The sequence below is a fragment of the Stackebrandtia nassauensis DSM 44728 genome (assembly GCF_000024545.1).
Taxonomy (GTDB): domain Bacteria; phylum Actinomycetota; class Actinomycetes; order Mycobacteriales; family Micromonosporaceae; genus Stackebrandtia; species Stackebrandtia nassauensis.
This window is the reverse complement of the sequence record NC_013947.1, coordinates 4,272,387-4,285,457: the sequence shown is the minus strand read 5'-3', so window position 1 is coordinate 4,285,457 and position 13,071 is coordinate 4,272,387. Positions and strand designations below refer to the sequence as shown.

The following is a 13,071-nucleotide window of genomic DNA, read 5'->3' as shown; positions in this document are numbered from 1 at the left end:
GCAAAGGCCATTCTCACGGATTCCACCTCCGCCCGACCAGGGTTCGCGCAAGTTCGGGCGCCGCTTGTGTGTGCCACACCCGTGTGGCCACCACACCGGCGGGGTAATGTCGCCGAGTGCTTGGATTCCCGCGCCCCGAGACCGTGACACCGATACCGCTGGCCGCCCTGGCGCGGCTGCTGTCGGTCCCGGTCGACGCCGAGCCGGGCCGGGTCGAGGTGACCGGCGTCAGTCTGGCCTCGGCACGGGTACGCCCCGGTGACCTGTACGTGGCGGTGCCCGGTGCCCGACGACACGGCGCCGAGTTCCTCGCCGAGGCCGTCGAACGCGGCGCCGTGGCGGTGCTGTCCGACTCCTGGGGGGTCGAGGCCGCCGTCGAACACGGCCTGCCCGCGCTGCACCACCCCGACCCGCGCGCCGCCGCCGGGGTCGTGTCCTCGGCCGTGTACGGCGAACCCACGAAACGGCTGTCGGTCATCGGCATCACCGGCACCAGCGGCAAGACCTCCACCGCCTACCTCGTCGAGGCCGGACTCAAGGCCGCCGGACGCGTCACCGGCCTGATCGGCACCGTCGAGACCCGCATCGGCGCCGAGACCATCGTCTCCGAACGCACCACCCCCGAGGCCACCGAACTGCAGGCGCTGTTCGCCTACGCCCTGGAACAGGGCGTCACCGACATCGTCATGGAGGTCTCCAGCCACGCGCTGACCCTGCACCGCGCCGAGGGCATCTCCTTCGCCGTGGGCGGCTTCACCATGTTCGGCCTCGACCACCTCGACTTCCACCCCACAGTGGACGAATACTTCGCCGCCAAGGCGAAACTGTTCGACGGCCGCTGCCGCGTCGAGGTCGTCAACGCCGACGACGCCTGGGCCAAACGCCTGGTCACACCCGACACCGTCACCTACTCGCTCGTCGACGCCAACGCCACCTGGTCGGTGGACTCCATCACCGGTTCCGGCTTCGACCAGTCCTTCGAGGTCACCAGCCCGCACGGCCGCCACCACGGCTCGGTGCGGCTGCCCGGCCGCCACAACATCGCCAACGCGCTGCTGGCCTACGGCTGCCTGACCGCCGTGGGCGTCCCGGTCGAGACCGCCATCGCCGGGGTCGCCGACTGCGCCGGGGTCCCGGGCCGGATGGAACTGGTCTCCGAGGACAACCCGGTGCACGGCGTCGTCGACTACGCCCACAAACCCGACGCGATCACCGCGGTGCTGGAAGCCCTGCGCCCCATCACCTCCGGCTCCCTCATCGCCGTCATCGGCGCCGGCGGCGACCGCGACCCGTCCAAACGCACCCTGATGGGCGACGCCGCGGCCCGCGCCGCCGACCTGGTCATCGTCACCGACGACAACCCGCGCACCGAGGACCCGGCGGCGGTACGCGCCGGGGTCCTGGCCGGAGTCGGCGACCGGCCGCACCTGGAAGTGGCCGACCGCGCCACCGCCATCGATGAGGCCGTAGCCCGCGCGAAGCCAGGCGATACCATCGCGCTGCTTGGAAAAGGCCATGAATCGGGCCAGGAACTCGCCGACCGGGTCCTGCCCTTCGACGACCGGCGTGTCCTCGCCGACGCCCTGTCCGCCGCCCGCCCGTAAAGGAGCCCGTTACTCGTGATCGCGATGTCCCTGGCCGAGATCGCCGAGGCCGTCGGTGGCCGCCTGTCCGACACCGCCAATCCCGAAACCCGGGTCACCGGTCCGGTGGAGCACGACTCCCGCAAGATCGAACCCGGCAGCCTGTTCGTCGCCTTCACCGGTGAACACGCCGACGGCCACGACTTCGCCGCCGCCGCGGTGGCCGACGGCGCCGTGGCGGCCCTGGTGTCCCGCGAGGTCGACGCCCCGTCGATCCTCGTCGACGACGTGCAGCTGGCCTTCGGGAAACTGGCCCGCGCCGTGGTCGACCGGCTGCCGGAGCTGAAGATCATCGGCGTCACCGGCTCCGCCGGCAAGACCTCCACCAAGGACGTCATGGCCGAACTGTGCCGGGCGCTGGGACCGACCGTCGCCCCCGAGGGCACCCTCAACAACGAGATCGGGCTGCCCTACACGGTGCTGAAGGTCGACGAGACCACCCGCTACCTGGTCCTGGAGTACAGCGCCCGCGGCATCGGGCACATCGACTACCTGTGCGGCATCGCCCCGCCCGGCATCGCCGTCGTCATCAACGTCGGCACCGCCCACATGGGGGAGTTCGGCACCGTGGACGGCATCGCCCGCGCCAAGGGCGAACTGGCCGAAGCGGTCGCCCCCGGCGGTGTCGTCATCCTCAACGCCGACGACGCCCGGGTCGCCGCGATGCGCGACCGCGCCCGCGCCCGGGTGGTCACATTCGGCGAGGCCGAGTCCGCCGACATCCGCGCCACCGACGTGGTCAGCGAGGCCGGGCAGCCTCGCTTCACCCTGCACACCCCGAACGGCTCGGCGCCGGTGGCGCTGAAGCTGTACGGCGCCCACCACGTGTCCAACACCCTGGCCGCCGCCGCGGTCGCCGTCGAACTGGGCATGGCCGCCGAGGCCATCGCCTCGGTCGTCAGCGGCCCGCTGTCGCTGTCGCCCCGGCGCATGGACGTGTTCACCCGCGCCGACGGCACCACCGTCATCGACGACTCCTACAACGCCAACCCGTCGTCGATGGCCGCCGCCATCAACGCGCTGGCCGACCTGGGCAAGGAATCCCGCAAGATCGCGGTCCTGGGCTACATGGCCGAACTGGGCGACGAGACCGAGGCCGCGCACCTCCAGGTCGGCGAACTGGCCGCCCGCAACGACATCGACATCGTCATCTCCGTCGAGGAGGTGGCCGCGGCGATCGCCGAAGGCGCCGGTCTGGCCGGGTCCATCGCCTACGGGGTCGACGACCAGGCCGAGGCGATAGCCAAACTGGACGAACTGCTGGATGTCGGCGACGTGGTCCTCGTCAAGGGATCGCGTTACCGGACCTGGAAGGTCGCCGACTATCTTCGAGAAACCCGCAACTCGACAAAGGAGGCCAAGGCGTGAGGTCCGTCATTGTCGCGGCGTTCGTGGCCTTCGCGATATCCCTGTTCTTCACCCCGTTGGCGGTCAAGGGTTTCCGGCGGCTCAAGGCCGACCAGCCCATCCGCACCGACGGCCCCCAGACCCACCTGGGCAAGAAGGGCACGCCCACCATGGGCGGGGTGGTCTTCATCGTGGCCACCGTCATCGCCTACGTGGCCGGACACGGCGTCCTGATGGTGATGCCCGAGGGATACGAACGGCCGCAGGGCTTCACCGCCACCGGTATCGTCCTGTTGGGACTGTTCGTGTGCCTGGGTCTCGTCGGTTTCATCGACGACTTCCTCAAGGTGCGCCGTAAGAACTCCGGCGGCCTCAACAAACGCGGCAAACTCATCGGCCAGATCGTGGTCGCCGCCGGTTTCGGATGGCTGGCCCTGTACTACACCGGCTCCATCGGCAAGACCGTCGCCAGCGACCGGCTGTCGTTCGTACGCGACATCGACTGGCTGCAACTGTCCAAGATCGGCGCGGTCATCATGTTCGTGCTGGTCGTGATGGCCACCTCCAACGGCGTCAACCTCACCGACGGCCTCGACGGCCTGGCCACCGGCGCGTCCATCATGGCGCTGTCGGCCTACGTCATGATCGCGTTCTGGCAGTACCGGCACTGGTGCCTGGGCCCGGAGAAGCTCACCGACTACTGCTACGACGTGCGCGACCCACTGGAGATCGCGCTCATCGCCGGGGCCGCCGCCGGGGCCTGTTTCGGGTTCCTGTGGTGGAACACGTCTCCAGCGCAGATCTTCATGGGCGACACCGGCGCCCTGGGCCTGGGCGGCCTGATCGGCGGCCTGGCGCTGGCCACCAAGACCATCATGCTGCTGCCGATCCTGGGCGCGCTGTTCGTCATCATCACCTTCTCGGTGATCATCCAGATCACCTCGTTCAAGATGACCGGCCGCCGGGTCTTCCGGATGGCGCCGCTGCAACACCACTTCGAACTGGCGGGCTGGAGCGAGGTCAACATCGTGGTCCGGTTCTGGATCATCGCCGGTATCGGCGTGGCCATCGGCCTGGGCCTGTTCTACGCCGACTTCCTCAAAGTGGTGGGCTGACGCGAGGTGGGACATTATCTAGTCGTCGGCACCGGCATCGCCGGTGCGGGCGCCGCCAGGGCACTGGCCGCGCGCGGCCACGAGGTCATCGTCTACGACCGCGTCGAATCCGACGGCCTGGCGGCGCTGGCGCCGCTGGTCACCGACACCGTGTCCGGCGAGGACCCGCCGCGCGAGGCCCTGGCCCGCGTCGACGAGGTCGTCGTGTCGCCGGGCATCCCGCCGCACCACCCGCTGGTGCTGGCCGCCCAGGACGCGGGCCTCGAGGTCTACAGTGAACCCGAACTGGCCTGGCGGCTGCGGCCCGCCGACGCGGCACCGTGGCTGGCGATCACCGGCACCAACGGCAAGACCACCGCCGTGACGATGCTGGCGTCCATACTGACCGCAGCCGGGCTCAAGACCGCGGCGCTCGGCAACATCGGTACCCCGCTGGTCGACGCCGTCACCGCCGACTACGACGTCCTGGCCGTGGAGTTGTCCAGCCAGCAACTGCACTGGTCGAAACAGCTGAGCCCCCGGGTGGGCGCGCTGCTCAACCTCGCCGACGACCACCTGTCCTGGCACGGCGACTTCGACGCCTACTCCCACGCCAAGACCGCGATCTGGCGCGGCGACGTCCACATCGGCAACGCCGACGACCCCCGGGTGTCGGCACTGCTGAAGGACGCACCCGGCGACACCCCGATCACCTTCACCCTCGGCGAACCCTCGCCGGGCCAGTTCGGTGTCCGCGACGGCAAACTCGTCGACAACACCGGTACGGCCCCCGTCGCACTGTGCGACGTCGCCGCGATCCGCCCCACCGGCATCCACAATGTCGCCAACGCGCTGGCCGCGACCGCCGTCGCCCGCGCCTTCGGCGTACCGGCCGAAGCCGTGGCCGCCGGATTCGCGTCCTATGTCCCCGAACCCCACCGCAACGTCGAGATCGCCACCGTCGGCGGCGTCCGATACGTCGACGACAGCAAAGGCACGAATCCACACGCGACGGCTGCCGCGATCGAGGCATACGACCCGATAGTCTGGATCGCCGGTGGACAGTTGAAGGGGGTGGACGTGGAGACCCTGGTGGAACGGGCGGCTCCGCGACTGCGGGGAGCCGTGTTGCTGGGCGTCGACCGCGCGATCCTGGCCGGGCTGCTGGCCAAGCACGCGCCCGACGTCCCGGTCGTCACGATCGACCGCACCGACCCCGAGGCCATGACCGACGCCGTCACCGCCGCCGCGGCGATGGCGCGTCCCGGCGACACGGTGCTGCTGTCGCCGGCCGGAGCCTCCTACGACATGTTCACCGGCTACCCCGACCGGGGGCGCCGGTTCGCGGCGGCGGTGGCCGAACTGGACGATGGCCCCGGACCGGTGAGCTGATGACGGCCAGCACGCAGCGACGACGGGTCCCGTTCGCGGACCTGCCGATCCTGTCCGCGCTGCGCGGCCTGCTCGACCGGCCGCTGGCCTCGTACTACCTGCTGCTGGCCTCGGCCGGGATGCTGCTGCTCATCGGTCTGGTCATGGTGTTCTCCGCGACCATGGTCAAGGCCTACGAGGAGGAGGGCAACGCCTTCGCCGCCATCGTGCGGCAGAGCCTGTGGGCCGTCGTCGGTCTGGTCGCGTTCTGGATCGCGCAGCGACTGCCGGTGCGCACCTACCGCAAACTCGGCAAACCGCTCATCATCATCGCCTGCCTGCTTCTGGGCGTGCTGCTGCTGTTCCCCGCCGCCGGAAGCGGCGCGCTGCGCACCGACGGCCTGTGGATCGGCGTCGGCCAGATCCAGTTCCAGCCCGCCGAGATCATGAAGTTCGCGTTCCTGCTGTACGCCGCCGGCGTCCTGGTCAAGACCGGCGCCAAGATCGGCCTGTGGCGGGAGTTGGCCGTGCCGCTGTTCCCGGTCGCGGCCCTGGTGTTCCTGCTGGTCGGCTACAACGACCTGGGCAGCATGCTGTGCCTGGTCGCCATGTTCTTCGGTCTGCTGTGGACGGCCGGGGTGCGGCTGCGGGTGTTCGCCGCGATGCTCGGCGTCGCCGCCGTCGGCGCGCTCACCCTGACCATGGTCGCCAGCTACCGCATGGAACGCATCGTCTCCTTCGGCAGCCCCGAGAACTACGCCGACGACTGGGGCTACCAGGCCATCCAGGGTTACTTCGCCATCGGCGACGGCGGCTGGTTCGGCGTCGGACTGGGGGAGAGCCGCCAGAAATGGGAATGGCTTCCCAACGGCCACAACGACTTCATCTTCGCCCTCATCGCCGAGGAACTGGGCGTCGTCGGCTGCACGGTCGTGCTGGTGCTGTTCATGGTGCTGGCCTACTCCGGTTTCCGGATCGCCGGGCGCGTCGCCGATCCGTTCCGCCGACTGGTCGCGGCCGGACTGTCGGTGTGGATCTCGGTACAGGCGATCATCAACATCGGCGGCGTGGTGGGCCTGATGCCCATCACGGGGCTACCGCTACCGTTGATCTCCGACGGCGGAACCGCGCTCGTCGTCGTGCTCGCAGCCATCGGCATGCTGGCCTCATTCGCGCGCGCCGAACCCGATGCCGCCCGCGCGTTGCGCGCCCGCGGCTCGAAGCGACTGGCCAGTCTGCTGTGGGCGCCCATGCCGCCCCGACCCCGCGAGCGGCCCGCTACGACAAGGAGTGACAGGAATTGACTCAGCTGCGTTCGGTGGTACTCGCCGGTGGCGGTACCGGTGGCCACGTATACCCACTGCTGGCCTTCGCCGACTGTCTACGGCGACACGAACCCGACGTGCGGATCACCTGTCTGGGCACCGAGAAGGGGCTGGAGAAGGACCTCGTCCCGGCCGCCGGTTACGACCTGCGCATGGTCCCGGCCCACCAGCTGCCCCGCAAGGTCAACCTCGACCTCATCAAGACCGGCCCGCGGATGATGCGCGCCACCAAGGTGACCCGCGGCATCATGGACGAGGTCGACGCCCAGGCCGTCGTCGGTTTCGGCGGCTACGTCTCGGTTCCGGCCTACCTGGGCGCGTGGCGCCGCAAGACCCCGATGGTGATCTTCGAGTTCAACGACCCGATCGGCGTCGCCAACCGGCTGGGCATGCGCTTCGACCACAAGCTCGCCGTCGGCTTCCCGCACCTGCCGCAGCAGGTCCCGGGCCTCAAGGACGGCACCGTGACCGGCGTGCCGCTGCGCACCGGCATCTCGCAGCTGGACCGCGCCGCCCGCAAGGCCGAGGCCCGCGCCAAACTCGGACTCGACCCCGACCGCACCACGCTGTTCGTGTTCGGCGCCTCGCAGGGCGCCAACTCCATCAACCAGGCCGTGGCCGGGGCCGCCGCCTCGCTCACCGGTTCCGGGGCCCAGGTCCTGCACGTCATCGGCGCCCGCCGCGACGAACCGGTCGAGGTACCGGCCAACCTGCCCGCCAAATACATCACGATGCCGTTCCTCAACGAGATGGAACTGGGCTACGCCGCCGCCGACCTGGTCCTGTGCCGGGGCGGCGCCATGACCTGTGCCGAGGTCGCGGCCGTCGGACTGCCCGCCGTGTACGTCCCGCTGCCGTGGGGTAACCGGGAGCAGTACAAGAACGCCGGTCCGGTGGTCGCCGCCGGTGGCGGGCTGTTCTGCGACGACGCCGACATCTCGCCACAGTGGATCGAGCGTGAGCTGATCCCGTTGCTGCGCGACCCGGCCCGGCTGACCGACATGGGCGCCGCCGCGCTGGCCTTCGGCCGCCGCGACGGCGACGAGGCACTGCGCCGCCTGACCATCGAGGCCGTGGCGGAGGCCGGGAAGTGAAGTCACCCATCGACGAGGGCATTACTGCCGAGGACCTCGGCCACGTCCTGTTCATGGGCGTCGGCGGTGTCGGCATGAGCGGCCTGGCCCGGCTGTACGCCACCCGGGGCCTGTCGGTCTCGGGCAGCGAACTGCACGAATGGCCGTCGCTGGCGGAGCTGGAACGCCTGGGCGTCACCGTTCACCGCGAACACCGTGCCTCCAACCTGGACGGTATAGACACGCTGGTGCGTTCCACCGTCCACCCCGACGACCACCTCGAGATCGCCGAGGCCCGCCGCCGCGGCATCCGGGTCTACCACCGCTCCGAGGCACTGGCCGCCGCCATGACCGGCAAGAAGTCCATCGTGGTCTCGGGCACCCACGGCAAGACCACCACGACCGGCATGATCACCGACATGCTGGCCGCCGCCGGGCTCAACCCGTCCTTCGTCAACGGCGGCGAGTCGGCGGCCGACGGCCGCAGCGGCGCCCACGGCAGCGGCGAGCTGTTCGTCACCGAGGCCGACGAGTCCGACCGGTCGTTCCTGCGGTACCGGCCGTTCGTGTCCATTCTCACCAACATCGACGTCGACCACCTCAACACCTACGGCACCATCGAGGAACTCGTCGAGGGCTTCGCCGAGTTCCTGCGCGGCACCGACCCCAGCGGCAGCATCATCGTGTGCGCCGACGACGAACGCGCCGCCGCCGTCGGCAAACGGCTGGCCGCCGAGGGCCGCACCGTCGTCAGCTACGGCACCGACGCCGAGGCCGACCTGCGGATCGGCGAGATCACCATCGACGCCTCCGGTGCCCGCTACACCGCCAGCTACCGGGGCCGCGACCTCGGCTCGTTCTTCGTCACCGTCCCCGGCCGCCACCTGGCCCTCAACAGCGCCGCCGCGCTGTTGGCCGGACTGCTGCTGGACGTCGACGTCGAGGAACTGCGCACCGGCCTGGCCGCGTTCACCGGGGTGCGTCGCCGCTTCGAACTGACCGGCACCGTCGCCGGCGTGCGCGTCTACGACGAGTACGCCTACCACCCGACCGCCATGAACGCGGCGCTGTCCACATTGAAGACCATCGCCGAGCCGGGTCGCCTGATCGTGGTGTTCCAGCCCTACCGGGTCTACCGCACCCGCGACCTGCGCACCGAGATCGCCGAAGCGTTGGCGCTGGCCGATCTGGCCGTCGTCATGGAGGTCTTCGGTCCCGGTGAGGAACTGGCCGACGACGACGGCGGCCGTCCGCTGGTGGAGGCGATTCCGTTGCCGCCGCAGGCCAAGCGCTTCGTTCCGCAGTGGAGCGATGTTCCCGGCGCGGTGCGCGAATGGGCCCGCGAGGGCGACACGGTCGTGACCATGGGCGCCCCGCCGATCTCGCTGATGCCCGCCGACATCCTGCGGGAACTGCTGCCACCGGAGTCGACCGAGTAGTCATGGTGAACAAGCGCCCGGGACGAAAGCGCGGCCTCGGCCGCAAGGCCCGCCTGCTGGTCACGGCCGTGGCCGGTGCCGCCGTCCTTGCGGGGGCGAGTCTGTGGATCGTCTACGGGACCGGCGCCTTCGCCGTGGAGTCCGTTGTGGTGCGTGGCGCGAGTTTCACCGACCACGAACAGGTGACGAAGGCGGCCGGGGTGGCCGAGGGCACCGCCATCGCCGCCGTGGACACCGACGAGGTGGCGCGGCGGGTGTCCAAGGTCCCGGCGGTGCGCACCGCGACGGTCAGCCGGGACTGGCCGCACGGCATCGTCATCACCATCAAGGAACGCAAGCCCAGGCTGGCGGTACCGAAGGACAGAAAATTCATCTTGGTGGACGAGGCCGGTGTGGCCTTTCGAACGGTGTCGAAGCAGCCCAGCGGCACGGTGAAGACCACTGTGTCCGATCCGGCCCGTGACGACGCCGCCACGCAGGCGGTTTTGTCGGTGTTGCCGAAACTGTCACCCGAACTGGAGAAGCTGCTGGTCAGCGTCGAGGCGCCGACCCAGTCCCGGATCGAACTGAAGCTCAAGGGGTCCCGTACCGTCTTTTGGGGAGACTCTTCACGATCGGACCGCAAGGCCGAAGTCGCGACGTCTTTGCTCAAGCGAACCGAGAAACATCTCGACGTCAGCGCACCGGACGTACCAACGGTGAGCTAAGTTGAAGCGGTGTACCCGTGTGGTGCGGTGTGGTTGATCATGAAGATCGGCGACACGCCGGAAGACCTCCGAAGTGGTGCAGTCCGGAGGCCATACCTTGCGGACTTAAGAGGAAAGGACAGGGGAGCTCATGACACCACCGCACAACTACCTGGCAGTCATCAAGGTCGTTGGTGTCGGCGGCGGCGGTGTCAACGCCGTCAACCGCATGATCGAGGCTGGACTCAAGGGTGTGGAGTTCATCGCGATCAACACCGACGCGCAGGCGCTCTTGATGAGCGATGCCGATGTCAAACTGGACGTCGGCCGGGAACTGACCCGCGGGCTTGGCGCGGGGGCCAATCCCGAGGTCGGGGCCAAGGCCGCCGAAGACCACCGTGACGAGATCGAAGAGGTGCTCAAGGGCGCCGACATGGTGTTCGTCACCTGCGGTGAGGGGGGTGGCACCGGAACCGGTGGCGCGCCGGTCATCGCCAACATCGCCCGCAAGCTGGGCGCGCTGACCATCGGAGTGGTCACCAGACCGTTCACCTTCGAGGGCAAGCGCCGTCAGACGCAGGCCGTCGAGGGCATAGAGGACCTGCGCAACGAGTGCGACACGCTCATCGTGATCCCCAACGACCGGCTGCTGGCCACCGGTGACCGCGGAATCACCATGATGGACGCGTTCCGGCTCGCCGACCAGGTGCTGCTGTCGGGTGTCCAGGGCATCACCGACCTGATCACGACCCCGGGTCTGATCAATCTGGACTTCGCCGACGTCAAGAGCGTCATGAGCGGTGCCGGTTCGGCCCTGATGGGCATCGGCAGCGCCCGTGGCGACGAACGGGCCGTCGAGGCCGCCAAGGCCGCGATCGCCTCGCCACTGCTCGAACAGAGCATGGAGGGTGCCCGGGGAGTGCTGCTGTCCATCGCGGGCGGCTCCGACCTGGGACTGTTCGAGATCAACGACGCCGCCGAACTCGTCAGCGACTGCGCGCACGCCGACGCCAACATCATCTTCGGAGCCGTCATCGACGACGCCCTGGGTGACGAGGCCCGGGTGACCGTCATCGCCGCCGGTTTCGACAACGACGGCGAGGAGTTCTCGTTCCCCGAGCCGATCAAGATCCACAAGCAACCGGAGCCGGAACCGGAGCGTACGGTGATCGCGGACCCGAAACCGACCACGTCGACCGGATCGTCATCGAGCGGAAAGGTGCTTTTCGACGACGTGGACGTTCCCGAATTCCTGAAGAACGATTCTTGAGTTCGCGTAGTACGGGCACGGCGACCAAGGCTCGCCGGGCCCAGCTGGCCGAGAACCTGCGTGCCACGCGGGCCGACATCGCCGCCGCGTGCGAGGCGGCCGGTCGCGACCCGTCCGGTGTGGAACTGGTCGTCGTCTCCAAGACCCATCCGGCCGCCGACGTGTGCGCGCTGGCCGAACTGGGGGTCCGGGGTTTCGGGGAGAACCGGGACCAGGAGGCCGCCGCCAAGGCCGCCGAGGTCGCCGCGTCCGGAACCGAGGTGCGCTGGCACTTCGTCGGGCGGCTGCAACGCAACAAGTGCCGTTCGGTGGTGTCCTACGCCTCGATGGTCGAGTCGGTGGACCGCTCCAGCCTGGTCACGGCGCTCGACGCCGAGGCACGCTCGCAACGCGACAGTCCACTTGACGTACTGATGCAGTTGAGTGTGGACTCCGACACCGCGCGGGGCGGCGTGGCGGAGGCCGACGACGAGGCGCTGGCCGCTCAGATCCTTGCCTGCCAGGGACTTCGGCTGCGCGGGGTGATGGCGGTGGCGCCGCTGGGGTGGGAACCGGGCCGCGCGTTCGAGGCGGTGGCGCGACGCGCCGCGAAGATCCAAGCCTTGGCCCCGAACGCGAATATCGTCTCGGCGGGGATGAGCGCGGACTACGCGGAGGCGATCTCCTTCGGCGCGACGGAGATCAGATTGGGTAGCAAATTGCTCGGACGCCGAGATGATCTCAGGTACGCTTTCGAGACGAAGTAAAAGTACACAAGTGTAATTAGGTGAACCGTCAGCCGGGAGGGAGCAGAAGTCAATGGGCGCTATGCGCAAGGCGGGCGTCTGGCTCGGCTTGATCGAAGATGACGAGGACCGTCGCTACGACGAATATGACGAGTCCGACGAGTTTGACGATCGTGCCGTCCGCGCCAGCGATGACCAGTCGCGGGTTCGGAGGTTGAGTCGCGCCGAGCGCGGCTCCGACCGGGGCACCGAGCGTTCGACCGTCCGGCACCTGTCCCGTCCCTCGTCGACCGTCACCTCGTTGACCAGGGACAATCTCGCCCTCGCGCCGGAACCGGCCGCGAGGGAACGGCCGATGCTGGTCACCGAGAACCCGGACTACCGGATCACCACGGTGCACCCCACCACGTACAACGAGGCCCGCACCGTCGGTGAGGCCTATCGCGACGGTACCCCGGTGATCATGAACCTGTCCGAACTGGACGAGTCGGACGCCAAGCGGCTTGTCGACTTCGCCGCCGGACTGGTCTTCGGATCCCGTGGTAGCTTCGATCGGGTTACCAACCGGGTTTTCCTGTTGTGCCCGGCGAACATTCAGGTGACCGCCGAGGACAAGGCGAAGATCGCCGAAGGCGGGTTCTTCAATCAGAGCTGAGAGGGTGTTTCGAACATAGGGACTTCCACTGGCTTCGATTCGCACGGCCGAGCGAGGCGAATAACACGTGTTTGACACGATAATGCAGAGTCTTTACCTTGCGCTATATGTGTTTTACCTTCTGTTGCTTGCCAGACTCGTGGCCGGCGCGGTCGTGCGTTTCTCCCGACGCTGGGAACCCAATCGGGGCACCGCGATAGCCCTGGAACTCATCTTTTCGGCTACCGACCCTCCCCTGAAAGGGTTGCGTCGACTGATACCCCCTTTGCGTCTTGGTACGGTGGCGCTTGACCTTGCGTTCATAGCACTATTGCTCATTGTCTTCATCCTGAAGACCTATGTGGTGGGGTCGTGGTTGCTGCGGTAGCGCGCGGCCCACGACTTGACCTACGCTGAGGCAAAACGAGTGGCCCCACCGGGTCGCCGTAAGACTTGTAGGAGTT

General features: G+C 68.6%; 11 protein-coding genes and 1 pseudogene. All 12 read left to right on the top strand.

Annotation, left to right across the window (positions count from 1 at the left end; all coding sequences use genetic code 11):
- Positions 1 to 116: 116 nt before the first annotated feature.
- The 12 genes and pseudogenes from SNAS_RS19805 to SNAS_RS37700 all read left to right on the top strand — a co-directional run bounded on the left by SNAS_RS19805 (position 117) and on the right by SNAS_RS37700 (position 12,995).
- Positions 117 to 1,604: a UDP-N-acetylmuramoyl-L-alanyl-D-glutamate--2,6-diaminopimelate ligase gene (locus SNAS_RS19805; RefSeq protein WP_013019239.1), complete on the top strand. Its 1,488-nt coding sequence runs from the start codon at positions 117 to 119 to the stop codon at positions 1,602 to 1,604.
- Between the two features lie 15 nt (positions 1,605 to 1,619).
- Positions 1,620 to 3,011, top strand: coding sequence for a UDP-N-acetylmuramoyl-tripeptide--D-alanyl-D-alanine ligase (locus tag SNAS_RS19800; protein ID WP_013019238.1), 1,392 nt, complete (start codon positions 1,620 to 1,622; stop codon positions 3,009 to 3,011).
- Positions 3,008 to 4,105, top strand: coding sequence for a phospho-N-acetylmuramoyl-pentapeptide-transferase (mraY, locus tag SNAS_RS19795; RefSeq protein ID WP_013019237.1), 1,098 nt, complete (start codon positions 3,008 to 3,010; stop codon positions 4,103 to 4,105). The genes SNAS_RS19800 and mraY overlap by 4 nt, the downstream gene beginning before the upstream one ends.
- Before the next feature lie 6 nt (positions 4,106 to 4,111).
- On the top strand, positions 4,112 to 5,476 hold the full coding sequence (gene murD / locus SNAS_RS19790) for a UDP-N-acetylmuramoyl-L-alanine--D-glutamate ligase (protein ID WP_013019236.1): 1,365 nt from the start codon (positions 4,112 to 4,114) through the stop codon (positions 5,474 to 5,476).
- Complete coding sequence (gene ftsW, locus SNAS_RS19785) at positions 5,476 to 6,759, top strand: putative lipid II flippase FtsW (RefSeq protein WP_013019235.1); 1,284 nt, start codon at positions 5,476 to 5,478, stop codon at positions 6,757 to 6,759. The genes murD and ftsW overlap by 1 nt, the downstream gene beginning before the upstream one ends.
- The gene (locus tag SNAS_RS19780) at positions 6,756 to 7,874 is read left to right on the top strand and encodes a UDP-N-acetylglucosamine--N-acetylmuramyl-(pentapeptide) pyrophosphoryl-undecaprenol N-acetylglucosamine transferase (RefSeq protein WP_013019234.1); all 1,119 of its coding nucleotides are present in this window, start codon (positions 6,756 to 6,758) and stop codon (positions 7,872 to 7,874) included. Before ftsW ends, SNAS_RS19780 begins: the two co-directional genes overlap by 4 nt.
- Positions 7,871 to 9,292: a UDP-N-acetylmuramate--L-alanine ligase gene (murC, locus tag SNAS_RS19775; RefSeq protein WP_013019233.1), complete on the top strand. Its 1,422-nt coding sequence runs from the start codon at positions 7,871 to 7,873 to the stop codon at positions 9,290 to 9,292. Before SNAS_RS19780 ends, murC begins: the two co-directional genes overlap by 4 nt.
- Positions 9,293 to 9,294: 2 nt before the next feature.
- Positions 9,295 to 9,999, top strand: a complete 705-nt coding sequence (locus SNAS_RS19770; RefSeq protein WP_013019232.1) for a cell division protein FtsQ/DivIB — start codon at positions 9,295 to 9,297, stop codon at positions 9,997 to 9,999.
- A gap of 130 nt (positions 10,000 to 10,129) precedes the next feature.
- A pseudogene (ftsZ, locus tag SNAS_RS19765) lies at positions 10,130 to 11,072 on the top strand (cell division protein FtsZ); the annotation flags it as partial.
- A 172-nt stretch (positions 11,073 to 11,244) separates the two neighbouring features.
- Positions 11,245 to 11,994, top strand: a complete 750-nt coding sequence (locus tag SNAS_RS19760) for a YggS family pyridoxal phosphate-dependent enzyme (protein WP_013019230.1) — start codon at positions 11,245 to 11,247, stop codon at positions 11,992 to 11,994.
- Between the two features lie 52 nt (positions 11,995 to 12,046).
- Positions 12,047 to 12,628: a cell division protein SepF gene (locus SNAS_RS19755; protein WP_013019229.1), complete on the top strand. Its 582-nt coding sequence runs from the start codon at positions 12,047 to 12,049 to the stop codon at positions 12,626 to 12,628.
- 82 nt (positions 12,629 to 12,710) lie between these two features.
- Entirely contained in the window at positions 12,711 to 12,995 is a 285-nt protein-coding gene (locus tag SNAS_RS37700; protein ID WP_041626562.1) for a YggT family protein, read from the top strand.
- The last annotated feature ends 76 nt before the right edge of the window (positions 12,996 to 13,071 follow it).

Bases quoted from the DNA above. Each gene is read 5' to 3' on its own strand.
- SNAS_RS19755 (WP_013019229.1), top strand. From the start codon at position 12,047: ATGGGCGCTATGCGCAAGGCGGGCGTCTGGCTCGGCTTGATCGAAGAT.
- SNAS_RS37700 (WP_041626562.1), top strand. From the start codon at position 12,711: ATGCAGAGTCTTTACCTTGCGCTATATGTGTTTTACCTTCTGTTGCTT.
- SNAS_RS19770 (WP_013019232.1), top strand. From the start codon at position 9,295: ATGGTGAACAAGCGCCCGGGACGAAAGCGCGGCCTCGGCCGCAAGGCC.
- ftsW (WP_013019235.1), top strand. From the start codon at position 5,476: ATGACGGCCAGCACGCAGCGACGACGGGTCCCGTTCGCGGACCTGCCG.